The organism is Pseudomonas allokribbensis (assembly GCF_014863605.1).
GTDB lineage: Bacteria > Pseudomonadota > Gammaproteobacteria > Pseudomonadales > Pseudomonadaceae > Aquipseudomonas > Aquipseudomonas allokribbensis.
In genome coordinates this window covers 562,172-585,715 of the sequence record NZ_CP062252.1, presented here as the reverse complement: position 1 = coordinate 585,715, position 23,544 = coordinate 562,172, and the positions used below count along the sequence as shown (strand labels likewise).

The window sequence follows — 23,544 nt, the reverse complement described above, 5'->3', positions numbered from 1 at the left end:
AGAACGCCAACACCGTGGCAAACACCATGATGAATGGCGCAATTGCGGCGGCCGACAGGATTGTGAGCGCCTCAATGCACAACTACACTCGCCTTGCCCTGCCGCGCCTTGGCGCCAGGCCTTGACGATGCAGTGCCCGCGCCCTACCTTTGGCGCCCGGATTATTTCCATAATATTCATGCTAGGGATCGCCTCATGCTGCGCAAACTCTCACTGGCTGTTGCCGTGTCTTGTGCGTCCAACGCAATGGTCTGGGCAGCAGAAGCGCCCTTGTCGACCAAGACCGATCTGGTCAGCGTCTATCAGGAAGCGGTCGACAACAACGCCGATCTGGCCGCCGCCCGCGCCCAGTACGGCGCCCAGAAAGAAGTGGTGCCACAGGCCCGCGCCGGGTTGCTGCCGAATCTCTCCGGCGGCGCCGAAACCGCCAGCGTGCGCACCTCGATCGACCAGCCTTCGGCCACCGCCAACCGCAGCGCCCACTCCTATCAGGCGACACTGGCTCAGCCGCTGTTCCGCGCCGATCGCTGGTTCCAGTACCAGGCCGCCAAGGACGTCAACGAGCAAGCCGCGCTGCAACTCTCGGCCACCGAGCAGAACCTGATCCTGCAATCGGCCGAAAGCTATTTCAACGTGCTGCGCAGCCAGGACAACCTGGCCTCGACCAAAGCCGAAGAAGCCGCGTTCAAGCGCCAGCTCGACCAGTCCAACGAGCGCTTCGACGTGGGCCTGTCGGACAAGACCGACGTGCTGCAATCGCAAGCCAGTTACGACACCGCCCGCGCCAACCGGATCGTCGCCCAGCGTCAGGTCGATGATGCATTCGAAGCGCTGATCACCCTGACCAACCGCCAGTACAACTCGATCCAGGGCATCGTCCACACCCTGCCGATCCTGCCGCCGGCGCCGAACGACGCCAAGGCCTGGGTCGACACCGCCGCGAAACAGAACCTCAACCTGCTGGCCAGCAACTTTGCGGTGAGCTCCGCCGAACAGACCCTGAAGCAACGCAAGGCCGGCCACCTGCCGACCTTGGACGCCGTGGCCAAGTACGAAAAAGGCGACAACGACGCGCTCGGATTCGCCAACCCGAATGCCTTCGGTACGCCGTACAGTGGCAACGTCGAGCAGAGCACCGTGGGCCTGCAACTGAACATCCCGATCTACAGCGGCGGGCTGACCAGTTCCCAGGTGCGCCAGTCCTACGCGCAACTGGATCAGAGCGAGCAGCAGCGCGAAAGCCTGCGCCGGCAGATCGTGGAGAACACCCGCAACCTGCATCGCGCGGTGAACACCGACGTCGAGCAGGTGCAGGCGCGCCGCCAGTCGATCATCTCCAACCAGAGCGCGGTGGAAGCCACGGAAATCGGTTATCAGGTGGGGACGCGCAACATCGTCGACGTGCTCGACGCCCAGCGCCAGCTCTACACCTCGGTGCGCAACTACAACAACACCCGTTACGACTACATTCTCGACAACCTGCGCCTGAAGCAGGCCGCGGGCACCTTGAACCCGGGCGACTTGCAGGACCTGACACGTTATCTGAAGGCCGACTACAACCCGGACAAGGATTTCCTGCCGCCGGATCTGGCCAAGGCTGCGGAAGCACAGCTCAAGGCCCGGCCTTAAACAAAAAACGCAGCCCTGAGGCTGCGTTTTTTATGGGCGGTCGATCAACCGTCCCAGGCCATCGAGCAATCGCTGCAACGCGCCCTGATTGCGGCGCATCACGCTCAATCCGGCTTCGGCCATGCGCTGCGCGTCGCGCGGCAGTTCGAACAGGCGCTGCACTTCTGTCGCCAGACCTTCGGCGTCATCCACTTCGGCCAACGCCCCGGCGCTGCGCAGTTGTGCGGCGATGTCGAGGAAGTTGAACAGGTGCGGGCCGCTGATCACCGGTTTCGCCAGCGCTGCCGGTTCCAGCAGGTTGTGTCCGCCGTTGGGCACCAGGCTGCCGCCGACAAACGCGCTGTCGGCCAGGGCGTAGAGAAACAGCAACTCGCCCATGGTGTCGCCGAGCAGCACCGACGTTGTGGCGTCGACGTTTACGCCGGTCGAGCGACGCACCGTGGCAAAACCTTCGCGCTGGCACAGTTCGAACACCGAGTTGAAACGCTCCGGATGGCGCGGCACCAGAATCAGCAACGCATCGGGATGGTTGGCCAGTAAACGGCGATGGGCGCTCAACACCACCTCGTCTTCGCCTTCATGGGTGCTGGCGGCGATCCACACCGGACGCTCCTGCGCCTGCCATTGGCCGCGCAGTTCAGCGGCGCGTTGCAACAGCTGCGGGTCGATGGTCAGGTCGAACTTGATCGAGCCGGTGACTTCGACTGTCTCAGGGCGTGCGCCCAAATCACGGAAACGCTGCGCTTCAGCTTCGGTCTGCACGGCGAACAGGCTCATTTCGGCGAGCATCGGCGTGGTCAGTTTGCTGAACCGGCCATAGCCTTTGGCCGAACGCTCGGACAAGCGTCCGTTGGCCAGCGCCACCGGAATCCCGCGTTTGGCGCATTGGTGAATGTGGTTGGGCCACAGTTCGGTTTCCATGATCACCGCCAGCTTCGGCTGCACGCGATCGAGAAAACGCGCCGCCGCGCAGGGCAAATCGTAAGGCAGGTAGCAGTGCTGGATGCGCGGTTCGTCGGCGAACATCGCATGGATGCGCTCCGACCCGGTCGGGGTCATGCAGGTCACGGTGATCGGCAGCTGTGGATAACGTTGCAGCAGCGCGCGGATCATCGGCGCGGCCGCGATGCTTTCGCCCACCGACACCGCATGGACCCAGATGCCGCCGGGTTGCAGCGTCGGCATCCCGTAGGAGAAGCGTTCGCCAATCCGTTTGGCATACGCCGGCGCCTTGCGCGAACGCAGCCATAGCCGAATCGCCACCAATGGCAGCCCCAGGTAAAACAGCGCGGTGTAGAGAGTTCTATTCATGGCGGCGGAGTTTATCGGCTTTTGCCGCCGATCGCCCGCAGGTGTATGGCAAATCGCTCCGCCAGCCAACGCGCCGCCGGCCCCAGCGGTTCGTCACGGCGCCAGACCAGTTCCACCACCAGCGCCGGCGGCGTCCATTCGCTGTCGAGTTCCACCATCAGCCCTTGATACGCCGAGTACTGCACCACGTGGCGCGGCAGCCAGGCCCAGCCGAGGTCGCGCACCAGCCATTCGGCCATCACGTAGAAACTGTCGGCGCGCCACACCTGCGGGCTGGCCGGTTCGCTGCCGGGGTAGACGCTGGTCTGGGTCGACATCAACAGCTGCCGATGTTGGGCAAGCTGCTGACTGTTGACCCGGGATTGCGCGGCCAGCGGGTGATTGACGCCACACACCGTGACCATCTCCACGCTGCCCAGCACCCGGCGCTCCAGTGCCTCGGGAATTTCATCGTGATAGAACAACAGCCCGAGATCGGCCCGGCGCTCCACCAGTTTGCGCGAAACCTCGCCCTGGGCGGCGCTGGTCAGTTGCACCTCCAGACTCGGAAACTGCTCGGCCAGTGCGCCGAAGCTTTCCACCAGCGCCTGATAGGGCATCGCCTCATCCTGGGCGACCCGCAATTGCGCCTCCTGACCGCGCAACATGGCCATGGCCCGGCCGTTCAGGCGCTCGCACTGACGCAGGACTTCCCGCGCCTCTTCGAGCAAGGCTTCACCCGCTTCGGTAAGACTCGGCTGGCGACCGCTGCTACGCTCGAACAGACTGACACCGAGGTCGTCCTCCAGCATCGCGATCGCGCTACTGATTGCCGACTGCGCCTTGCGCTGCTGGCGCGCCACGGCGGAGAACGAACGTTGTTCGGCGACCGCGACGAACACGCGTAACTGATCCAGATTCCACTGCATGCTCATCGGCCAACCCATCTCGTAAACAGATAGGTAATGACTTTACCCCATCTGGGGAGTCACTAGAATGCCGCCTCAGAAAGCAACGCTTCACACGAGGATTTGAACATGAACGCTTACGTCTACCTGGCCATCGCCATTTGCGCCGAAGTGATCGCGACCGTTTCGATGAAAGCCGTCAAAGGTTTCAGCACGCCTTTGCCATTGGTGCTGGTCATCGTCGGCTACGGCATCGCGTTCTGGATGCTGACGCTGGTAGTGCGCAGCGTGCCGGTGGGCGTGGCCTACGCGGTGTGGGCCGGCATGGGCATCGTGATGGTCAGCATCGCGGCGCTGTTCATCTACGGGCAGAAGCTGGATATCCCGGCGATGCTCGGGATGGGCTTGATCGTGCTCGGCGTGGTGGTGATCCAGCTGTTCTCGAAAACCGCCGGCCACTGATAAGCCGATCCAGTTCCCTGTGGGAGCCAGCGTGCTCCCACAGTGGCGGGTGCCTTCCCTCTGTTGATCAGCAACAAATCCCCTTTTCCCCGAGTCTGTATACTGCGCCCTCGTCTTGAACACTGAGGTCGTTGCATGCCATCTCCAATTTCCACCGACGTGCTGATTGTCGGCGCGGGTGTCGCCGGTCTCTGGCTGAACGCGCGCCTGCGCCGCCAGGGTTTTTCGACCGTGCTGGTGGAAAGCGCCAGCCTCGGCGGCGGGCAGAGCGTGAAGTCCCAGGGCATCATCCACGGCGGCGCCAAGTACGCGCTGCACGGTGCGCTGACCGGCGCCTCGGAAGCCATCGCCGACATGCCGCGCCGCTGGCGTGAAGCCCTGGCCGGCGACGGCGAACTGGACCTGAGCGGCGTGCGCCTGCTGTCCGAAGCCCATTACCTGTGGTCGCCGGGCACCCTGGCCGGCAACCTCACCAGTTTCTTCGCCAGTAAAGCGGTGCGTGGCCGGGTCGATCAGGTCAAGGGCGATCAATTGCCACCGGCCCTGCAGGACAAGCGCTTCAAGGGCAAGGTCTACCGCCTCGCCGAGCTGGTGGTCGATGTGCCGAGCGTGATCCAGCGCCTGGCCGACCTGGCGGGCGACGGTCTGCTCGCCGGCCAGAACATCGAGCCGTTGCTGGAAAGCGGCGTGCTGGTTGGCTTGAAAGTTGATGGCCGAGAGATTCGTGCCCAGCGCATCGTCATCAGTGCCGGTGCCGGCACCGCAGCGCTGCTGGAAACCCTCGGCCTGACTCATCCGGCCATGCAACGCCGGCCGCTGCACATGATCATCGCCAAGGGCCCGGGCCTGAAGCCGCTGTACGCTCACTGCCTCGGTGGCGGCACCAAGCCACGGATTACCGTGACGACCCATCCGGCAGCGAATGGTCAGTGGGTGTGGTACATGGGTGGCGACATTGCCGAAAGCGAAGGCGTTGCCCGCGAGCCGGCCGAGCAGATCGCCACTGCGCAAAAGGAAATTGCACAGTTGTTGCCGTGGATCGATCTCAGCACCACGCAGTGGGCGACCCTGCGCGTCGACCGCGCCGAACCGCTGCAAACCGGCCTGACCCGCCCGGACAACGCCTTCCTCGCGGAAGAAGGCCGCCTGCTGGTGGGCTGGCCAACCAAACTCGCCCTGGCGCCGGACTTCGCCGACCGGGTGATCGCGTCCCTCGAGCGCGACGGCATCCAGCCGAGCCACGCTGCTCCGCTGCCCGAGCTGCCGAAACCACCGATGGGCGTTCCGGCCTGGGAGCAACTGCTGCCATGAGCCTGCCGACCCTGCACGATTTGCATCGCCCGTTGGGCAGCACCGGCCTGAAGGTTTCGCCGCTGGGCTTGGGCACCGTCAAACTCGGTCGCGACCAAGGCGTGAAATACCCCAACGGCTTTCAGATCCCCGACGACGACGCCGCGCGCATGCTGCTCAAACAGGCGCGGGAGCTGGGCATCAACCTGATCGACACCGCGCCGGCCTATGGCCGCAGCGAAGAGCGCCTCGGCCCGCTGTTGCGCGGCGAGCGCGAGGATTGGGTGATCGTCAGCAAGGTCGGCGAAGAATTTGTCGATGGCCAGTCGACCCACGACTTCAGCGCCGCTCACACGCGGATGTCGGTGGAGCGCAGCCTGCAACGTCTGGAAACCGATTTTATCGACCTGGTGCTGGTGCACTCCGATGGCAACGATCTGGCGATTCTCAATGACAGCGAAGTCTACGCGACCCTCGCGGCGCTGAAGGCCGAGGGCAAGATTCGCGGCTTCGGTTTCTCCGGCAAAACCGTCGACGGCGGCCTGAAAGCACTGGAGCAAGGCGATTGCGCGATGGTCACCTACAATCTGAACGAGCAAAACGAGAAGGCAGTCATTGACTATGCTGCTGCCCACGGCAAAGCCATTCTGGTGAAGAAGGCGCTGGCCAGCGGTCACGTGTGCCTGAGTCCCGGCATGGACCCGGTGCGCGCCAGCTTCGAGTTGCTGTTCGCCCAGCCCGGTGTGGCCAGCGCCATTGTCGGGACGATCAATCCGCTGCACCTCGCCCATAACGTTGCGACCGTTGCTCAGGTCCTTCGTGGTCAATGACGCCGCCCCGCGGCCTTAAGCAGGAGCCGACATGCCGCGTACGCTCATCAGAAAGAACCCGAGCAACTTCAAGACGCTGCCGCTGTTCGTCGAAGCGACGCCCGAAGGCCTGACCTACCAGAGCGTCGGCATGCCGCTGAATTTCGCCCAGACCCTGCAACGGCGCAAACCGGTCAGCGTGGCGGATGCCGAACGCTTTGCGCTGGAGCTGGCCAACCTCGGCGTCTCGGTGCGCCTGACCTTGCACTGGCAGAATCGTGATTACTGGGTGCTGGTGCGCCAGCGGCGGCAGGATCGCGGCGATGTCGTGCTCAAGCTGATTTCCGGCTACGTGCCGGCGCATGAACTGAACATTCCGCTGCACACGGCGATCCAGGAGATCGCCGAGGAATGCCTGCTGGAAACCCCGGAAGGCTGGCTCGGCGGGCGCTTCAACGACACCTGGCTGCCAGCGCCGTACGCGTCGGCGCTGCATTACCGCGAGGCCCTGCCCTTTCGCCTGACGCCGCTGTCCGGTTCGGCCCGACCGGTGCGCTGCGCCAACCTGCAATTGCTCGAACGGCCACAGGCCTACGTGCACTTGCCGACCGCGTCCCTGCAATTGATCTACGACCTGCGGCTGGACGTGCCCAAGGAAGCCAAGAGTCTGAGCCTGTTCCATGTCGATGAACGGCTGGAAGGCGATCAACTGGTCGCCCGGCTCGACCGCAAACGCCCCGATCTGTACTTGATGCCGTTGCAGGACGGCGAACCGCTCCCTGAGCTGTACACGCTGAAGAAAGGTCAGCTGTACCCGGCGGGCACTCGCGGTCTGTATCTGGCGGAGAGCTTCGCCCGACAGGACGGCTGGCTGGTGCGCGAGGAGCGGATTCGCTGGAAGGACTGGCTGCGGCAGCAAGGTTTGACGCCGCCGCCCAAGGACACGGGGCTGGCGCGCTTGCGCGGCAAGGCGAAACAACTGCTGAAGAAGATCGTGCCGCGCAAGAAAGTGAACTCCTGAACGGCAAAAGACCGCGCCTGCGAGTGACTCCAGAGAGTCGTCGCAGGCGCGGTCTTTATGCTTGCATCACTCGGACTTGCGGATTTTTTCCACAATTGCCGTGGTCGAGCTGTTTTCCACCAGCCCCAGCACTTTAACGGTGCCACCGTAGGCCTTGACGATGTCGGCGCCGACAACCTGGTCGATGCCATAGTCGCCGCCCTTCACCAGCACGTCCGGCTTGACCTCGCGCAACAGGTTTTCAGGGGTGCCTTCGGCGAAGCTGATCACCCAGTCCACCGCACCGAGACCGGCGAGAACCGCCATGCGTCGGTCGACGCTGTTGATCGGCCGGCCCGGGCCTTTCAGGCGGCTGACCGAAGCGTCATCGTTGATCGCGACGATCAGGCGATCGCCCTGGGCCCGCGCCTGCTCGAGGTAGGTCACATGGCCGGCATGGAGGATGTCGAAGCAGCCATTGGTGAACACGATGCGCTCGTTGTGCGCCCGGGCATCGGCCACCGCCAGCAGCAGTTGTTCCAGACCCAGCACACCCCGCTCGGAACCTTCCTCGCGCTGAATCGCGCGGCGCAGTTCCGGAGCGCTGATCGCCGCCGTACCCAGCTTGCCGACCACGATGCCGGCCGCCAGGTTGGCCAGCGCCACCGCGTGCGGCAGTTCTTCGCCAGCGGCAATCGCGGCCGCCAGGGTGGAAATCACCGTGTCGCCGGCACCGGTCACGTCGAACACTTCACGGGCCCGGGCCGGCAGGTGCAGCGCCGGATGATCCGGACGCAGCAGGGTCATGCCGTGCTCGCCGCGGGTCACCAGCAGTGCGCCGAGCTCGAGGTCGTGCATCAGCGTTGCGCCCTTGCTCACCAGTTCGTGCTCATCGGCGCAACCGCCGACGATAGCTTCGAACTCGCTGAGATTCGGGGTGATCAGGCTCGCGCCACGGTAGATCGAGAAATCCTTGCCCTTCGGGTCGGCCAGCACCGGAATGCCTTTGGCACGGGCGGCCTGGATCAACGCCTGATGGTTTTTCAGGGCGCCTTTGCCGTAGTCGGACAACACCAGCACCTTGATGCCTTCCAGCAGGTCGTCGACCTGGGAAGCAAGGGCCAGGGCGTCAGTGGCGAACGGTTCTTCGAAGTCGATACGCAGCAGTTGCTGGTGCCGGCTCATGACCCGCAGCTTGACGATGGTCGGCTGGTGCGCAATGCGCTGGAACAAGGCGCGCACGCCCGCACCCTTGAGGCTGTTGCTCAGGCTGTCGGCGGCTTCGTCATCGCCGGTCACACCGACCAGCGAGGCCGGCGCGCCCAGCGCGGCAATGTTCAAGGCAACGTTGGCGGCACCGCCCGGGCGGTCTTCGATTTGCTCGACCTTTACAACCGGAACCGGCGCCTCAGGGGAAATCCGTGAGGTACCACCATGCCAGTAACGGTCGAGCATGACATCGCCGACCACCAAGACAGGGGCTTGATCGAATCGCGGCATGGACAACTTCATGGAGCAACCCACATACAAAATGAACAGGGGCGCGATATTAACACAGGGTTGGCGAAGGCTTGTGCGGTGGCTGCAACAGGATGAAACGACAGGCTTTTTTGCTCATTTTTTGCACAGAAACGCGGCCAGTCGATGGCAGGCATCGGCCAGTTCCACCTCATCGGTATCGATCCGGCACTCGGCCGCCAGCGGCGCCTCGTACGGGCTGTCGATGCCGGTGAAGTCCTTGATCCGCCCTTCCCGCGCCGCCCGGTACAACCCCTTCGGGTCGCGTCGGGCGCAGACCTCCAGCGAGGTGCTGACATGCACTTCAATGAAATCGCCTTCGGCAAACAGCCGGCGCGCCGTATCCCGTTCGGCACGAAACGGTGAAATGGCGGCCACGATCACGATCAACCCGGCGTCCACCATCAACCGCGCCACTTCGGCGGTGCGCCGGATGTTCTCGCGCCGACAGGCCTCGGTCATCCCCAGATCGCGACAAAGACCGCCGCGCAGGTTGTCGCCATCGAGCAGGAACGTATGCAGCCCGAACTGATGCAGATGCAGCTCCAGTGCATTGGCCAGCGTCGATTTGCCGGCCCCGGACAACCCGGTCAGCCACAGGCAGCGCGGTTGCTGCGACTTCTGCTCGGCACGAGCCTGGGCGGGCAGTGCCAGGGCATAGGGGCGGATGGCCGGTGGCAACAGGGAAACGGACAGTGCTTCATTCATAGCCGAGCATCTCGTAGTCACGTTCATAGACCCGCCGAACCAGGCGTCGGGTGCGCTGCGTGCAGAAATCACGCGCCGGCAGCGGACGCCGCTGCCGGGAAACGTTGACGTGCTGCAATTGACTCGTCAGCCCCAGGTGCTCACACACCAGGCGGAAGTCCCGCTCCAGATGCTCCTGATAGCCGACGAAATCCAGCGCCAGACGCCCCAGCGAATCGGTAAGAAAGTCGGTTTGCGCGGCAAAATGCAATTGTCGCGCAATGGTGTCGGCATGTAGCCAGCGTGCAACAAAATCGTCGAAGTCGCGGTAATGCCTGACCATTTGCTGCGCTGCGTGATCACGCTCGCTCAGTTCGTTGCCCCGCAGGAACGCGTAGGCCGAATAGGCACGTTCCAGCGGATCACGCACGAAAGCGAACTTGTATGCAGCCGCAAACTGCGCGGGAAACTGTTCTTCATACCAGTACAACGGCAGATGGCCGGGCCGCCAGCCGTCGAACATCGCCGCACACACGCTGCTGCCGGCGCATTTGGGCACATGAATGAACAGACAGGAATGCTGCTCGAAGGCTTTGGGAAAGCGCAGGTTGGCCGACATCGACTTGTTCACCACTTGCCGGTCGACCACCGACAGGCGCCCAAGCAGGAAGGTTCGCTGCGACTTGGGCAACAATTTCCACAGATAGCGTTGCAGCATGAGAGTACCCGCGCGACGGGGATAGCCCCTTCGTTGGAAGTCAGAGTTCAGTCAGGAACCTTAACAAGCGCGATGCCGGGTTTTATGCAGGTTTGGTCAAGAAGGGTAAAGATTCGGATACAAATGGCCGGGCGCATTGCGCGCCCGACCTTCACAAGGCTGGATCAGGCGATGTCTTCGGCCGGCGCATCGAGGCCCATGGCGTTCAGACGCGCGTAGTAGCCGTTCTGCGCCAGCAGGTCGCCGTGAGTCCCGCGCTCGACGATCCGGCCCTGATCCATGACCAGAATCAGATCGGCCTTCTCGATAGTCGACAGACGGTGAGCGATCACCAGCGTGGTGCGGCCTTTCATCACCTGGTCCAGAGCCGCCTGAATGTGCCGCTCGGATTCGGTGTCGAGAGCCGAGGTGGCCTCGTCGAGGATCAGCAGCGGCGCGTTTTTGAGCAAGGCACGGGCAATCGCCAGGCGCTGGCGCTGACCGCCGGAAAGCAGCACGCCGTTCTCGCCGACCTGGGTGTCCAGGCCTTCCGGCAGTTGCGCGATGAAATCCATCGCGTACGCATCACGCGCCGCTTTCTCGATGTCTTCACGCGGTGCCCCGGCCAGGTCGCCGTAGGCAATGTTGTTGGCCACGGTGTCGCTGAACAGCGTTACATGCTGGGTCACCTGGGCGATGTGGCGGCGCAGGTTGAGCAACTTGTACTGCTCGACTTCCACGCCATCGATCAGGATTTCACCCTTGTCGTGGTGATAGAAGCGCGGGATCAGGTTGGCCAGCGTCGACTTGCCGCTGCCGGAACGCCCCACCAGCGCCACCATCTGCCCCGGCTCGACCGAGAAGCTGATGTTGTCGAGTACCTGACGCTCAGTCCCCGGGTAGGTGAAGCTCAGGTTGCGCACATCGAGACGACCGCTGACCGCATCGCGCTCGATCGTGCCGGTATCGACTTCCGGCTCGACGTCCAACTGCTCGAAAATGCTTTCGGCACCGGCAACGCCCTTCTGGATGGTCGAGCTGACTTCGGACAACTGGCGGATCGGCTTGGGCAACAGGCCAGCCAGGGTGATGTAGGCCACCATGTCGCCCGCCGAAGCGTCACCGCGCAGGAACAGCACCAGGAACATCAACACCGCCATGGCGCTGTAGATCACCAGTTGCAGCATCGGCGTGTAGATCGCGCCGGTGCGGGTCATGCGCAGTTGTTTGTCGGTATTGCTCTGACTGGCATTGAGGAAGCGTTTTTCTTCGTAGGTTTCGCCGCCGAAGCTGCGCACCACGCGATAACCCTGGATGGTTTCCGAGGCCACGTGTGTCACGTCGCCCATGGCCGCCTGGATCTTCTTGCTCTGCTTGCGGAATTTCTTGCTCGCGGTACGCACCATCACGGCGATCAGCGGCAGGATCGCAACCATCACCAGCGTCAGCTTCCAGTTCATGAACAACAGGGAGGCGAACAGGAAGATCACCGTCATGCCTTCACGGATTACGACCTTGATCGCATCTGTTGCCGCCCCCGTGACCATGGTCACGTTGAAGGTGATACGCGAAATCAGATGGCCGGAGTTATGCTTGTCGAAATACCGGTTCGGCAGCACCAGCAGGTTGTTGAACAGCTGCACCCGCAGATCGTGCACCAGGCCCAGGGAGACCTTGGCCAGGAAGTAGTTGCCCAGATAGGATCCCAGGCCCTGCCACGCAGCGATCAGGATGATCAGCAGCGGTACGGCCTGCAACAGTTGCAGGTCGCGCAGGTACGGCACGGTGGGAAACAGCACTGCCTCGGGATTGGACAGACCGTCGACGAAATACTTGAGAATGTAACCGAGCATCGGCTGGGTCGATGCGAAAATCAGAAAACCGACGATGCTGATCAGGAACAGACTGATATACGGCCGGACGTAGCCGAGCAGGCGGAAGTAGATTTTCAAGCTCGAAGGGCTTGCGGCGAGACTGGAGTCGGTCATATCACGCGAGAGTCGATAAAAAGGACGCTGACTTTAGCACAGCTTCTTCAGGGTTCTGGCAATCGGGCAAAGGCTGTTATTGTTAGGCATCTTTTTCAGCATCAAATAGCCATCAATGAAATGGCCGATCAACTTCAGGATTGAATCTCACAGCATGCAACTTCGCGGCTTCAGCAGTACGTCCAATCGAATCTTCGATTTCATCAGCCTGTGGATACTTCCCGTCGGCTACTTCCTGCTCTTGTGCGCGCTGTTCTTCCTGCCGGGTCGCAGCCTGCATCACAAACTGTTTTATGGTCTGTTCAGCATTCCTGCACTGATCGCCCTGTGCCTGCGCCCGCGGGAGTTGAAAGAGCTGCTGGGCGAACCGGTGATTCTTGCGGTGCTTGCGTTCATCGCCTGGGCGTTGCTCAGTCTGTGCTGGGGTCCGCCCGATGGCGAATCGTTCGGCGGCATGCTCAAACCCCCGCTGCATACCTTGCTGCTGTTCGTCGGTTGCTACCTGGTGGTGCGCTACCGCAGTGACATTATTTCGCCGATGCTGTTCGTCGCGGCCGTGGTTGCCCTGATCGCCACGATCTGTTTCCTGATCCCCTTTATCCATCATTACCAGCCAGGTGCGCGTCTGGTCGGCGGCGGGGCGTTCGACAACCCGCTGCTCAGCTCCCATCTGTTCGGTTTTTTCTGTGCCTACTGGCTCAGCGTCAGCATGTCCTGCAAACATGGCCGCCTGCTCTGGCTCAGCCTGCCGGCGATGCTGATCATGTTCGCGGCGGTGATCTCGACCGGTTCAAGAACGCCGCTGGTCGCCTTGACCATGGCGGCCTTGTGGCTGGCCTTCATCTGCTGGAACCGGCGTTCGCTGGTGATGCTGGGGTCGCTGGCGGCCGTCGGCATCGCCGTGGTCGCCCTGTTCTCGAAGATGATCACCGAGCGCGGCGACTCCTACCGTTTCGAAATCTGGCAGATTGCCCTGCAAAAAATTGCCGATCACCCCTGGATCGGTCATGGCTACAACGCCGATCTGGCGATTGACCCGGGCGTTGGCTACAGCTTTCAGGAACCGCACAGCTTTGTCCTCGGCGTGCTTTATTACGTCGGCATCCTGGGCCTGCTGCCGTGGCTGTTCTTCCAGGGCTGGAGCTTGCTGAGCAGTTGGCGTCAACGCGTACAACCCTTGCTGATCATCGCTTCCACCTGGCTGGTGTTCGGCATCGGCGCCGGGCTGACAGAAGGTGGCGGCATCATTTCGCGCCCCAAGGAGCACTGGTTCCTGCTGTGGATTCCGCTGGCGCTGATTGCTGCGATCAGCATCAATCAGCGGGCCCGACGCCTGTTGGCAATACCGGTGCAGAAACTGTCGGTCTCCGGCCTGCAACAACGCTGCGCCGATGCTCAGGTGATCGAAGAGGACGGCCTGGGTCCAAAGGTCCTGCGCCTGACCGATGGCAGTTTCCTCAAGCTGTTCCGTCGCCGCCGCTGGTACACCTCCGGCAACTTCAACCCGTACTCCGAACGCTTCGCCATCAATAGCGAACAATTGCGCCGGATGGGCATCCCGACCCCGCAGGTGCTGAATCTGTATCGCCTGGACGATGGCAGCAGCGCGGTGCACTACGCTCCGTTGCCGGGTCACACCTTGCGTCAGGTGCTGCAGGGCATCCCAGCACCAGCGGTGCGACAGGCGCTGGTCGAGCGTTTCGGCAAGTTCATGGCCCGGCTTCATGAGCAGGGTGTCTATTTCCGCTCACTGCATCTGGGTAACGTGCTGGTGCTGGAGGACGGTGAGTTCGGGCTGATCGATCTGGCCGACCTGCGCATCTATCCATCACCCTTGAGCCTTTCATTGCGCCAGCGCAATTTGCGCCACATGCAACGCTACACGGAAGACAAGCGCTGGCTGTTCGAGGATCACTTCGATGCCCTGCTCCAGGGGTATTCGGTGACGGCCTCCAAGGCTGCCGTCGACAATCTGCACCGGCAAGTGCAACAGGGAGGTCGCCCGGCTCGGGCCCACTGATCATGACGGATACAAACCCAGTCTTTGCCGCGATAGCGTATCTGCTCGCTATCGCGACGTCGGTAATGTTCCTGCGTCTGATACCCAAAGCCGCCCAGCACCTGCGTCATAGCGGCGAAAGCCGCTATAACAGCATTGACGGCTTGCGCGGCTATCTGGCTTTTGGCGTGTTCATTCATCACGCAATCATTACCTGGTTCTACCTGCGCACTGGCGTCATCGACTTTCCGCCCAGCAATCTCTACTCCCAATTGGGCCAGGCCAGTGTCGCGCTATTTTTCATGATCACCGGTTTCCTGTTCTGGAGCCGCCTGCTCAAACAGGGTCGCGACCATGACTGGCAGGCATTTGCAGTCTCACGCGTGTTTCGGCTTTATCCGCTTTACCTGCCGCTGATGCTGATCGTGTTTGTCACCGTCTTCCACCTGCAAGGCTGGGAGCTGAAAGACTCCGGCACGCAGCTGGCCGGGCAGATACTGGCCTGGCTGACGTTCGACCGACCCGACATCAATCAGTACCCCCATAGCGGCATGTTGATTTCCAACGTGACCTGGACGCTGGCCTATGAGGTGTTTTTCTACCTGGCGCTGCCACTTCTGGGGCTGATATTCATCTACCGCAAGCACTGGCTGCAGGTGGTCCTGTGCCTGATCGGGATCTATGCCCTTTATCAGGTGGTCGGCTGGGAGCACTCGCTGAAAAAGCACTTTCTGGCGAGTTTCCTGGGGGGGATCGCCGCGGCTTACTGGGTGAGACGTCCCCATCTGGTGGCATGGAGCCAGACACGGTTCGCCACCTTCATTGCCCTGCTGGCCCTTGTTCTCGTGATGACGCAATACAAACGCGCCTTCAGCCTGATGCCGCTGCTGTTGCTGGGCGTGTTTTTCGTCATCGTGGCATCGGGCAACGCGCTATTTGGCGCCTTGCGCCTGCGTAGCGTCCGCTGGCTGGGAGAGATCAGCTACAGCACCTATCTGCTGCACGGCTATGTGCTCTGGATGATGGTGCAGCAACTGCCACACCTGGTTCCCTTCAATCCACAGAACCCGAGCCTCTATCTGCTGTTGATGGCCGTGTGCAGTTGTCTGCTGATCGTGATCGCCAGCCTGACATTTCTGTACATCGAGAAACCGGGCATCGAAGCAGGCAGGAAGTTTCTGCAATGGTTACGTCAGAAGCAGGCGCCGAAAAAACTGGCCGACAAAGCCGTTCAGGACCACTGAGCGGCTACGCCGGCTGGCGTTGGCGGGCATAACTCAGGAAAGCCTCGATGTCATCGCTGCAGAGCTTGTCGACCAGCCCGCGCAGTTCGGCTTCCGGCCAATCCCACCAGGCACTCTGCAACAACTGCTGACGCTGCTCCTCGGGAAACCGCCAGCGCAGGAACTTCGCCGGATTGCCGCCCATGACCGCATAGGGTTCGACATCCCGTGTGACCAGTGCACCGGCAGCGATGATCGCGCCACTGCCGATCGTGACACCCGACAGGATTGTGCAGTTGGAGCACAGCCAGACATCGTTGCCGATTATCACGTCCCCGTGAGTACCGCTGTAATCGCAGATGCCAGCGGCCTCCGGCAGCATCGCCGGAAAGGGAAACGTGGTCACCCAGTCCGCACGGTGATGCCCGCCAAGAAAGATCTGCACACCTACGGCAATCGAACAGTAGGCACCGATCTTCAGCGTCGAGCCTTCCTTCCAGTCATGAACGATCGGCAGACCATAACTGCCCCGGCCAAAGCTGTAGTCAGGGTAAGCCCGGGCGAACCGCGCCGCGCCGCGTTCGATCTTCGGCAGCTTGCGAATCGCCCGTTTGGCGCGCTGCTCACGCCAGCGCTGAAGCCAGCCCATGGCTCAGTCCTTTTCCAGCGGTGAAAACAGCAGCCGGCCCAGACCGCGCCAGGTTTTCTTGTTCCAGGCCTTGAGCGGAATCTGTGCCAGCAGCTCCCGCGCCAGTTTGCGGTCACGGTTGGCGGTTTTCAGGAACATCGAATTGAGCGACTTGTAGCGCACCTCGTCGTACAGCGGGTGATCGCTGAACAGCGCGTAGGTACGCAGGATGTTTTCGATCATGAAACGGTGGTTCTTGTACGAGTTCGTGGCGTGTTTGCGATAGCGCGCCATCACCACGTTCAGGCCGTCGATGAAATACCCGGCGCGGGTGACTTTCAGCTCGATGTACAGATCCTCAAGACGAATCGTCGGATCGAACCCCCCCACCTTGTCCAGCGCCTCGCGGCGGATCATCAGGGTCGGGGCCGGCGGATACGGCTTGCGCTCCAGGAACATGTCATCGAAATCCAGGCGACGGAACGGCACGTCCCGGCGCTGGCGCTTTTCCGGGTAGAGGTTGCCGTCGGCGTCCATCAACTCGATGTTGCCGGCGCAGATACCCACTTCCGGCTTGCCGTCCATGTACGCGACCTGGGTGGCGATCCGGTCCGGGTACATGATGTCGTCGGAGCCGAACGGCACGATCAGGCTGCCCCTGGCCCGCGCAATCGCGCCGTTCAGCGTATTGGTCAGGCCCTGGTTCTGCTGCACACGGAAGTCGAATCCGTGCTTTTCCTGCAAGGCTTTGATGCGCTCGACGCTGTCATCCTTCGAGCCGTCGTCGACCACCAGCAGCTCAATGTTCTTGTAGCTCTGGTTGATGACGCTGAGGATGCTTTCCTCGATGTACGGTCCGTGGTTGTAGGACGCGATGATCACGGTGACGATGGGTTGTGCATCGCTCAGGGCGGTGACCTCACTCATGGCTGTTCCTTGCGGGCCTGCGCCAGGCCGGAGTCGATCAGGGTCAGGTATTCCTGACGGAAGACCTCGATGTCGTGTTGTTCCTGCAAATAGCGATAGGCCTGCTCGCCCTTGGCCTTGAGCTCGTCATCCGACAGCCCGAGGTAAGCATCCAGTGCAGTGACCAGGCTCGTCACGTCCTTGGGGGTGATCGACAGGCCACCGGCACCTTCGATCAGCGGCAACATGGCCGGCACGTTCGACGCGATCACCGGCAGATGCCCGCTCATGCCTTCCAGCAAGGCCAGGCCCAGGCCTTCGGCCAGCGACGGCATGGTCCAGATATCGAACGCTCGTACGTATTGCAGGGCGTTTTCCTTGAAGCCCAGCAGGTGCGCGCGACCGCTCAGACCCAACTGTTCGATCTCGGCCGCCAGCGGCGCTTGCAGGCGCCCGGCACCGATGATTGCCAGTTGGGTGTTCGGGTATTTGTCTTTCAGTTGGGCGAAAGCCTGCAACAGGTAAGTGTGGCCCTTGACCGACACCAGCCGGCCCAGCGCACCGATCAGGCGCACCTTCGGGTCGATACCGAGCAGCTCACGAGCACGCTCGCGGCTGTGTTGCAAACCTTCGGCCTGTTCGATGTCGATAGCGTTGGTGATCGCGTACGTATTCTGATCGGTGAAACCGCAATCGCAGTCCAGCAGGTACTGCTTGACCGCCGGCGACACACCGACAAAGCGCCAGTGGCGATCGATCAGACGCTGGGTCTGACGACGGCGATAGAAGCGGTCGTACTCGCCAAAACCGTGGGAAATGCCGATGCACAACGGCACTTTCAACCAGCGGTTGAGCGTCAGCATCATGTTCACCGGTTTGAACCGGTTGCAGATCACCACGTCGAACTTTTCCCGCCGGCAGAACTTGTACAGCTGCCACATCGCCCGCAGGCGCATGCCTTTGAGGGACTTGTCGGAAAACTCGAAATACACCGAACGGTCGGCCCGGCTGACGGCCTCACCCGGCCCGGGCTTGCCGCGCAGGAATGCTGCTGTCACCTCATAACGATCCGTCGGCAAAGCCTTGACGATCTGTTCGGCGAGGTCGGCGAAATCATGGGATTTGACGTTGTAGTCGGGCTGCAGCTGCAGAACCTTTGCGCGTTGACTCATGACTCTCCCCGTTGCGAACCCGTCGCGCCTGTTTCGCTCTGCTTCAGCACCCAGAACAACTCCTGGCGCCTGACCGCTTTGCGGAAAAATTCGTTCTCGCCGTAGACCGACGGCATACGACCGGCCAGCAGTCGCTGAAACAGCCGGCGCAGGCGCCGCTTGAACGGTGCCGGCGGCTGCAGGTCATGCATCATGCCCAGCGCCATGGCCTTGTCACGTTGCAGCTCGATCGGCAGCGGCAGGCACAGCGGTTGCATCGCCACGTTTGCATCGAACGTCGGTGGCAAGGCGATGCCCTGCCCGCTGTCGCCCATCGGCCAGCGATCGTTGTCGTGCAGGTGGTTGGCGTAACCGAGCAGGGTCGGTTGGTAATCGAGACCGCGCAAGGCTTCCAGTACGGCCTCCTGGGCGCAGATATGGTCGGGATGCGGATCCAGCGTCGGGTGTGGCGACACGATCACATCCGGACGCGCACGAGACAGGACGTCACGCAGGTCGGCCAGCAGATTGTTCCAGGTCGGCGCGCCGTCGGCATCGCCGGGCAAGGCAAACGGATTCAACTGGCGAAACATCCGCGTATCGCTCAGATCGGCTTCCCGCGAGCCCACCGGTTGATTCGGCGCAGCCTGCATCGCCGCCAGTTGCAGGCAGAAGTAACCGAGCTGCACGCAATGTTCCTGCGGCACACCGGCCCAACGCGGCACGGCGAGGCTGTCCCAGGCCCGCAAGCGGCCCTTGAGCCGCGATGCCTCGACCTTGTTCAGGCCCATCTGCTGATAGTGTTCGGCTTCGATCTCACCAGCGGTCAGGGTGACGATCCAGGCCTCATCGGCCTGACTGTACAAACCGTAAGCGGCCAACTCGGCATCGTCGGCGTGCGGCGCGATCACCATCACCCGCTGACGGCGGTAATCCGGTTGTTCCAGCGCCCATAGCACCGGCTCGCCGGTCACCCGGCAGAATCGTCCGCGCAGGCGCAGCAACCCTTGCGACAAGGTCTGTGCCTGACCGCTGAGGTTCAGATAACGCAGGCCGTTGACGCCACGTTCGAAGGTCTGTGCATCCGGATTCGTTCCGCCCGCAAGCTCCACGCGTGGATCGAAGAAACGTCCCAGCCAGGTGCTTTTCACCCGCACGGCGAGGATCAGCGTGGCGTCGTCCACCAGCATCACGCCCTCGTCGAGGCGCAACTGCTCACCGGTCAAATGCACTTTCGGCTGCGGTGTGAACGGCGGAAAGCTGTATTGGTAGTCGTCTTTCGGCGAGTAGAACAAGTGATCGGCGAACCACGCTTCGTGAGCGATCCAGCCAACCACCGCCAGCACCAGCGGCAACCACCAGGCCACCAGCACACCGAGGGCGATCAACACGATCAGCGCGATCAACAGGCCGATGCGTTTATTGCGCCGGTGACGCTTGAGCAGTTGCTGTTTGCGGCTCATGGGCTGACTCATACGGTGAAGACCGGCACAGGATTGCACCAGCGATCCTTGTATTCACGGTCGGCACGACCGAAAGAAAAGCGTAGCGGCTTGTTCAGCGCCCGGGCGTGCTCCCACGCCGATTGCGTATTGAGGAAGCTCAAGACACTGCCGGGGCTGAATTCACGGGTTTCGGGGTCGACGCCGCCGTTGATGTACTCGACGCTGATCCACTCCGGCGCTTCGACGCGATACACCAGTTGAATGGCGATCGGCGCATCGTTGAGGAAGATCACCGAACCGATCAACAACTCGCGCAACAACTCGATGACCTCGGCCATACGTGCCGCGCCAGTGGCCGGGAAACCCCAGCGGCGCTGGAACAGGTCGCAATAGATCGCCGCCAGTTCCGCACTCGTGAACTCGCTGACCGGCCGCACCACCCCGCCCGCCTCTTCCAGCAGGCGCAGTTCGCGGCGCTGGTTGTAGCGAAACTTCTTCGACAGTTCTTCGGGAGTGCGGGCCATGGCCAGTTGTTCGGTCTGCAACTTGAGGCCGCTGAAGCGGTTTTCGTTGAGCGCCGACAGGTAGCGCCCGCGATGGCGCAGCGGGGCCTGGGCATCGACGGCGGCCGGCAGGATCAGCTCGGCGTTACCGAGGTCGAACAGGCCTTTCTTGCCGTTGCGCTTGAGCACGTCCTTGGACAAGGCCAGATCGCGGCCCCAGGTCGGGATCGCCGCTTTGACTTCGCCCTGCTGCTCCCAGGCCAGATAGCGCACCGGGATGCCGGCCAGATCCGCCAGACGCTCGACGACCAGCGGATGAGTCGCGACGCTGCCGCCAAAACGCTGCCAGGCCTGTGCATAAGTTGAGGCGTCAACGGGCGACCAGCCACGTTCGCGCCAGCCTTGAAATCGGTTGAGCATCAGCCCCTCGGTGCCAGATCGGTAACTTGCGGCAAATGCCAGAAGGTGTCGCGTACGGCGCGGTCGGAGAAGCGCTCGCGCAGGCGATCGAACATCATCTCGGCGCATTGACGGCGTTGCTGCTCGTCCATGCCGGCCAGATGTTTCAGGCCCTGGGCCAGATGTTCGGCATCACCCAGCGGGAACAGAATGCCCACGCCTTCGACCACTTCCTTCGCCCCGCCGCACGCAGTCGCCAACAACGGCACGCCAGCGGCCATGGCCTCCAGCAGCACCATGCCGAACGGTTCGTGGTCGGAACTCAGGGCAAACACATCGAATGCACGGAAATAATTGCGCGCGTCCGGCACCTGACCGAGAAACAGCACGCGATCACCGACGCCCAGTTCGCGGGCCAGCGCCTTCAGATCATCCTCAAGACGCCCCTTGCCGAGAATCACCAGTTGGCTGTTGGCCGGCAGACCGGGCAGCGCCGCGGCAAAACCGTGCAGCAGCGTGGCCTGATCCTTGTCCGGGTGCAGGCGACCGACGTTGCCGACAATGAACGCATCCGCTGAAAGACCGAGGGTCTCGCGGGCTTCACGGGCGGACACCTGACTCATCTGCAATGCCGAAACATCGATGCGGTTGTAGAGGGTCTGGATGCGCGTCGCCGGCCATTTCGGCAGGCAGCGGCGCATGTCGTCGCGCACCGCGTCGGACACGCCGAGCAGGCTCAGGCGCTTGCGGAAAATGTGCGCGAACAGCTTGCGCGTGCCGCGTTTGTAATCGCCAAACGCGTGGTGCACGCCAATCACCGGCAGCGAAGTGCCGAGCAAGGCGATATAGATCGGCTTGAAGCGATGGGCGATGCAGAAACTGAAATTGCGTGAAGCGGCGATCTTGCGCAGATCGCCGATGGCGCCCAGCTTCAGGCCACGAATGGCCTTGGAGCTGTATTCCATGAACAACACTTCGTCGGAGGCGCAGGCCGCAGCCACCTCGCTATCGGCCGCCCCGGTCAGAAAGACCGTGGTGACCCGATAACCGGTGCCCGCGAACAGGCTGGCGTACTGCCGCGCGCAGTCCAGGAACGGCCCGTCATAGCCGTGGCAGAACTGCAGCACATGGCGTTCAGCCGAGCGTGTCATAAGCGTTTGCGCCTTCTTTGACCACCAGGATGTCTTCCATGATCAGGTACTGCAGATCGGAGCCGAAGAACATGTTCAGGGCGTCGGTCGGCGAGCAGATCATCGGTTCACCACGGCGGTTGAGCGAGGTGTTCAGGGACACGCCGTTGCCGGTCAGCACTTCCAGCGCCTTCATCATGTCGTAGTAGCGCGGGTTGTATTCGCGCTTGAGCACCTGGGCCCGGGAAGTACCGTCTTCGTGGACGACTTCCGGCACGCGGGTCTTCCACTCTTCCGCCACTTCGAAGGTGAAGGTCATGAACGGCGCCGGGTGATCGATCTTGATCATCTGCGGCGCAACGGTGTCGAGCATCGACGGGCAGAAAGGCCTCCAGCGCTCGCGGAACTTGATCTGGTGGTTGATGCGGTCAGCCACGCCAGCCACGCTCGGGCAACCGATGATCGAACGACCACCCAGTGCACGCGGACCGAACTCCATACGGCCCTGGAACCAGGCCACCGGGTTGCCATCGACCATGATCTTGGCGATCTGCTCCGGCATGTTGTCGAGCTTGCGCCAGGTCGGCTTGTTCTCATGACGGGCGCACGCTGCGATCACGTCTTCGTTGCTGTACGACGGGCCGAGGTAGACGTGTTCCATCTTCTCGACCGGCACGCCACGGGCGTTGGACACATAGGCCGCTGCGCCGACCGCAGTGCCGGCATCGCCGGATGCAGGCTGCACGAACAGTTCCTTGACGTCATCGCGGGCGATGATTTTCTGGTTCAGCTTGACGTTCAACGCACAGCCACCGGCGTAGGCCAGTTTGCCGGTTTCCTTAAGCACATCGCCCAGGTAGTAGTCGATCATCTGCAGCGCAATTTTTTCGAACAGCGCTTGAATACTGGCGGCGTAGTGGATGTAAGGCTCGTCGGCGATGTCGCCTTCGCGCTTCGGACCCAGCCACTCGATCAGCTTCGGCGAGAAGTAGTAACCCTTGCCCTTCTCTTTGTAGCGACGCAGGCCGATCACGTTGGCGTAGTCGGTGTTGATCACCAACTCGCCGTTCTCGAACGAGGCCAGGCGCGAGAAATCGTATTTGCTGGCGTCGCCGTACGGCGCCATGCCCATGACCTTGAACTCACCGTCCAGCATGTCGAAACCGAGGAACTCGGTGATCGCACCGTACAGGCCGCCGAGGGAGTCCGGATCGAAGAATTCCTTGATCTTGTGGATCTTGCCGTTTTCGCCATAACCGAAGAAGGTCGTGGCGTACTCACCCTTGCCGTCGATGCCGAGGATCGCGGTTTTCTCTTTGAAACCCGAGCAGTGGTAAGCGCTGGAAGCGTGAGCCAGGTGGTGTTCGACCGGTTCGATCTTGATTTTCTTCGGATCGAAGCCCAGTTGCTCCAGGCACCAGACGATCTTGTTGCGATAGCGCTTGTAGCGGCGGTTACCCATCAGGATCGCGTCGAGTGCACGGTCCGGGGCGTACCAGTAACGCTTGGCGTACTGCCAGCGGGCCTTGCCGAAAATGCTGATCGGGGCGAACGGAATCGCGACCACGTCAACGTCGGACGGCTTGATGCCAGCCTGCTCCAGGCAGAACTTCGCCGATTCGTAGGGCATGCGGTTCTTTGCATGTTTATCGCGTACGAAGCGCTCTTCCTCAGCCGCCGCGACCAGCTTGCCGTCGATGTACAAGGCTGCTGAAGGATCATGGCTAAGGGCGCCGGACAGGCCAAGAATCGTCAATGCCACAGGGGTCTAGCCTCTTTAGTCTGCATTCAGGCGCGATGCGCCTTGAAAAATGATGTGCCCTCGCACCGGGCGAGAGACAGCTAAAGGGCGGGATTATAGCTTAAAAGCGCCGACAAACCT

At 62.1% G+C, this 23,544-nt stretch carries 20 protein-coding genes; 7 read left to right on the top strand and 13 right to left on the bottom strand.

The window, feature by feature from the left end:
- The first annotated feature begins 195 nt into the window (after window positions 1-195).
- Complete coding sequence (locus tag IF199_RS02590; protein ID WP_192559616.1) at window positions 196-1,629, top strand: TolC family outer membrane protein; 1,434 nt, start codon at window positions 196-198, stop codon at window positions 1,627-1,629.
- A 30-nt stretch (window positions 1,630-1,659) separates the two neighbouring features.
- On the opposite strand, the gene waaA is transcribed toward IF199_RS02590, so the two are convergent.
- Window positions 1,660-2,940 carry a lipid IV(A) 3-deoxy-D-manno-octulosonic acid transferase gene (gene waaA / locus IF199_RS02585; protein ID WP_192559615.1) on the bottom strand — a complete coding sequence of 427 codons (1,281 nt, stop codon included), beginning with the start codon at window positions 2,938-2,940 and terminating at the stop codon, window positions 1,660-1,662.
- Between the two features lie 11 nt (window positions 2,941-2,951).
- Complete coding sequence (locus tag IF199_RS02580) at window positions 2,952-3,854, bottom strand: LysR family transcriptional regulator (protein WP_192559614.1); 903 nt, start codon at window positions 3,852-3,854, stop codon at window positions 2,952-2,954.
- Between the two features lie 102 nt (window positions 3,855-3,956).
- Here IF199_RS02580 and IF199_RS02575 point away from each other — a divergent pair, with 102 nt between their 5' ends.
- The 4 genes from IF199_RS02575 to IF199_RS02560 all read left to right on the top strand — a co-directional run bounded on the left by IF199_RS02575 (window position 3,957) and on the right by IF199_RS02560 (window position 7,409).
- On the top strand, window positions 3,957-4,289 hold the full coding sequence (locus IF199_RS02575) for a DMT family transporter (protein WP_096819849.1): 333 nt from the start codon (window positions 3,957-3,959) through the stop codon (window positions 4,287-4,289).
- A gap of 135 nt (window positions 4,290-4,424) precedes the next feature.
- Window positions 4,425-5,600: an NAD(P)/FAD-dependent oxidoreductase gene (locus IF199_RS02570; protein ID WP_096819850.1), complete on the top strand. Its 1,176-nt coding sequence runs from the start codon at window positions 4,425-4,427 to the stop codon at window positions 5,598-5,600.
- On the top strand, window positions 5,597-6,409 hold the full coding sequence (locus IF199_RS02565; RefSeq protein ID WP_192559613.1) for an aldo/keto reductase: 813 nt from the start codon (window positions 5,597-5,599) through the stop codon (window positions 6,407-6,409). The genes IF199_RS02570 and IF199_RS02565 overlap by 4 nt, the downstream gene beginning before the upstream one ends.
- A 31-nt stretch (window positions 6,410-6,440) precedes the next feature.
- Window positions 6,441-7,409 (top strand): metal ABC transporter ATPase, encoded by a 969-nt coding sequence (locus IF199_RS02560; protein ID WP_096819852.1) that lies wholly within the window; start codon window positions 6,441-6,443, stop codon window positions 7,407-7,409.
- 66 nt (window positions 7,410-7,475) lie between these two features.
- On the opposite strand, the gene hldE is transcribed toward IF199_RS02560, so the two are convergent.
- The 4 genes from hldE to msbA all read right to left on the bottom strand — a co-directional run bounded on the left by hldE (window position 7,476) and on the right by msbA (window position 12,278).
- On the bottom strand, window positions 7,476-8,900 hold the full coding sequence (gene hldE, locus IF199_RS02555) for a bifunctional D-glycero-beta-D-manno-heptose-7-phosphate kinase/D-glycero-beta-D-manno-heptose 1-phosphate adenylyltransferase HldE (RefSeq protein ID WP_096819853.1): 1,425 nt from the start codon (window positions 8,898-8,900) through the stop codon (window positions 7,476-7,478).
- Between the two features lie 102 nt (window positions 8,901-9,002).
- A complete protein-coding gene (gene cysC / locus IF199_RS02550) occupies window positions 9,003-9,614 on the bottom strand; it encodes an adenylyl-sulfate kinase (protein WP_096819854.1) in 612 nt (203 codons plus the stop codon).
- Window positions 9,607-10,311, bottom strand: a complete 705-nt coding sequence (locus tag IF199_RS02545) for a sulfotransferase family 2 domain-containing protein (RefSeq protein WP_096819855.1) — start codon at window positions 10,309-10,311, stop codon at window positions 9,607-9,609. The genes cysC and IF199_RS02545 overlap by 8 nt, the downstream gene beginning before the upstream one ends.
- Before the next feature lie 164 nt (window positions 10,312-10,475).
- A complete protein-coding gene (msbA, locus tag IF199_RS02540) occupies window positions 10,476-12,278 on the bottom strand; it encodes a lipid A export permease/ATP-binding protein MsbA (RefSeq protein ID WP_096819856.1) in 1,803 nt (600 codons plus the stop codon).
- 154 nt (window positions 12,279-12,432) lie between these two features.
- Here msbA and IF199_RS02535 point away from each other — a divergent pair, with 154 nt between their 5' ends.
- Together IF199_RS02535 and IF199_RS02530 are read left to right on the top strand one after the other, a co-directional pair.
- Window positions 12,433-14,298 (top strand): bifunctional O-antigen ligase/aminoglycoside phosphotransferase family protein, encoded by a 1,866-nt coding sequence (locus tag IF199_RS02535; RefSeq protein ID WP_096819857.1) that lies wholly within the window; start codon window positions 12,433-12,435, stop codon window positions 14,296-14,298.
- A 2-nt stretch (window positions 14,299-14,300) separates the two neighbouring features.
- Window positions 14,301-15,521, top strand: coding sequence for an acyltransferase family protein (locus IF199_RS02530; RefSeq protein WP_192559612.1), 1,221 nt, complete (start codon window positions 14,301-14,303; stop codon window positions 15,519-15,521).
- A gap of 4 nt (window positions 15,522-15,525) precedes the next feature.
- On the opposite strand, the gene IF199_RS02525 is transcribed toward IF199_RS02530, so the two are convergent.
- Genes IF199_RS02525 through IF199_RS02495 form a run of 7 tightly spaced genes read right to left on the bottom strand, consistent with a single transcriptional unit; the run spans window position 15,526 to window position 23,424 of the window.
- Complete coding sequence (locus tag IF199_RS02525) at window positions 15,526-16,149, bottom strand: CatB-related O-acetyltransferase (protein ID WP_192559611.1); 624 nt, start codon at window positions 16,147-16,149, stop codon at window positions 15,526-15,528.
- Window positions 16,150-16,152: 3 nt separating this feature from the next.
- Window positions 16,153-17,037: a glycosyltransferase gene (locus IF199_RS02520; RefSeq protein WP_096819955.1), complete on the bottom strand. Its 885-nt coding sequence runs from the start codon at window positions 17,035-17,037 to the stop codon at window positions 16,153-16,155.
- Between the two features lie 14 nt (window positions 17,038-17,051).
- Entirely contained in the window at window positions 17,052-18,206 is a 1,155-nt protein-coding gene (locus tag IF199_RS02515; protein WP_192559610.1) for a glycosyltransferase, read from the bottom strand.
- A complete protein-coding gene (locus tag IF199_RS02510; RefSeq protein ID WP_192559609.1) occupies window positions 18,203-19,648 on the bottom strand; it encodes a PIG-L family deacetylase in 1,446 nt (481 codons plus the stop codon). Before IF199_RS02510 ends, IF199_RS02515 begins: the two co-directional genes overlap by 4 nt.
- 8 nt (window positions 19,649-19,656) lie before the next feature.
- A complete protein-coding gene (locus IF199_RS02505) occupies window positions 19,657-20,553 on the bottom strand; it encodes an antimicrobial resistance protein Mig-14 (RefSeq protein ID WP_096819862.1) in 897 nt (298 codons plus the stop codon).
- Complete coding sequence (locus tag IF199_RS02500) at window positions 20,553-21,683, bottom strand: glycosyltransferase (protein ID WP_096819863.1); 1,131 nt, start codon at window positions 21,681-21,683, stop codon at window positions 20,553-20,555. The genes IF199_RS02505 and IF199_RS02500 overlap by 1 nt, the downstream gene beginning before the upstream one ends.
- On the bottom strand, window positions 21,667-23,424 hold the full coding sequence (locus IF199_RS02495; protein ID WP_007952261.1) for a carbamoyltransferase family protein: 1,758 nt from the start codon (window positions 23,422-23,424) through the stop codon (window positions 21,667-21,669). Before IF199_RS02495 ends, IF199_RS02500 begins: the two co-directional genes overlap by 17 nt.
- Window positions 23,425-23,544: the final 120 nt, after the last annotated feature.